This is a genomic window from Candidatus Poribacteria bacterium (genome assembly GCA_021295755.1).
Lineage (GTDB): Bacteria > Poribacteria > WGA-4E > WGA-4E > PCPOR2b > PCPOR2b.
Genome location: JAGWBT010000227.1, coordinates 5201 through 5993, shown reverse-complemented (window position 1 = coordinate 5993; position 793 = coordinate 5201). Strand labels below are relative to the sequence as shown.

General features: G+C 49.3%; 1 protein-coding gene. It reads left to right on the top strand.

Annotated features, from left to right (window positions below; genetic code table 11):
- The coding region (locus J4G02_22405) for a leucine-rich repeat domain-containing protein (GenBank protein MCE2397263.1) at window positions 1-269 on the top strand (269 nt) is incomplete at its 5' end.
- Between the last annotated feature and the right edge of the window lie 524 nt (window positions 270-793).

The following is a 793-nucleotide window of genomic DNA, read 5'->3' as shown; positions in this document are numbered from 1 at the left end:
AGCTAAAGGAGCTTAACCTCCGAGACAACCAGATCCGCGATATCGCTCCTTTGGCAAACTTAATTCAGCTAGACAAGCTCTATCTCGATAGAAACATGATTGTGGATCTGAAGCCGTTGGTAGATAACCCTGGACTGGTCGATGATACCCGTGAAGACTTCGACTGGGCAGGAGATACCGTCACCGTGAGCGGTAACCCCTTGAGCGATGTTTCGCGTAACGTATACATTCCCGCGTTGCAGGCGCGGGGAGTGAATGTGAGACACTAGGCGGGATCAGCTTGTCACAGAGCCTCTTTTTGAAGCCCGTAGGTTGGGTTGAGCGGTGAGCGTGAAACCCAACGCACTAAAAGTAGTAGGCATACTCCGTATGCCGTAACCTCTAACGACTATTGGCTGAACTACTAGGCGATAAAGACCAAATCCAAGATGTTGACCACACCACAAAGAAAGTGAGGTATCACCCAATGCGATTGAATTCTGCGAGACCAATAAAAGCCCTTACTCCGAAAGAGCAAGAAGGACTTAGGAAGCTGCTCTTTCCTACGGAGCAGCCAGAAGTATTTGCGAGGAGTGGAACGGACTATAACCCGCACGGACTCCATGTGTCGAATACAGACGACAAACCCCGTAAGGTGGACCCTATGATGCAGCGCTTTTCGAGCTATATCACCTCTTCATGTATGAATTTCAGCAGTGGCATGAAGAACTGCGACCGAGTCGTTCAAGTTCTACTCTAGTTGATAAGGAGGTATCTAGTGAAAACCGTCAGAATCACACTCCTCGGCTGCCTG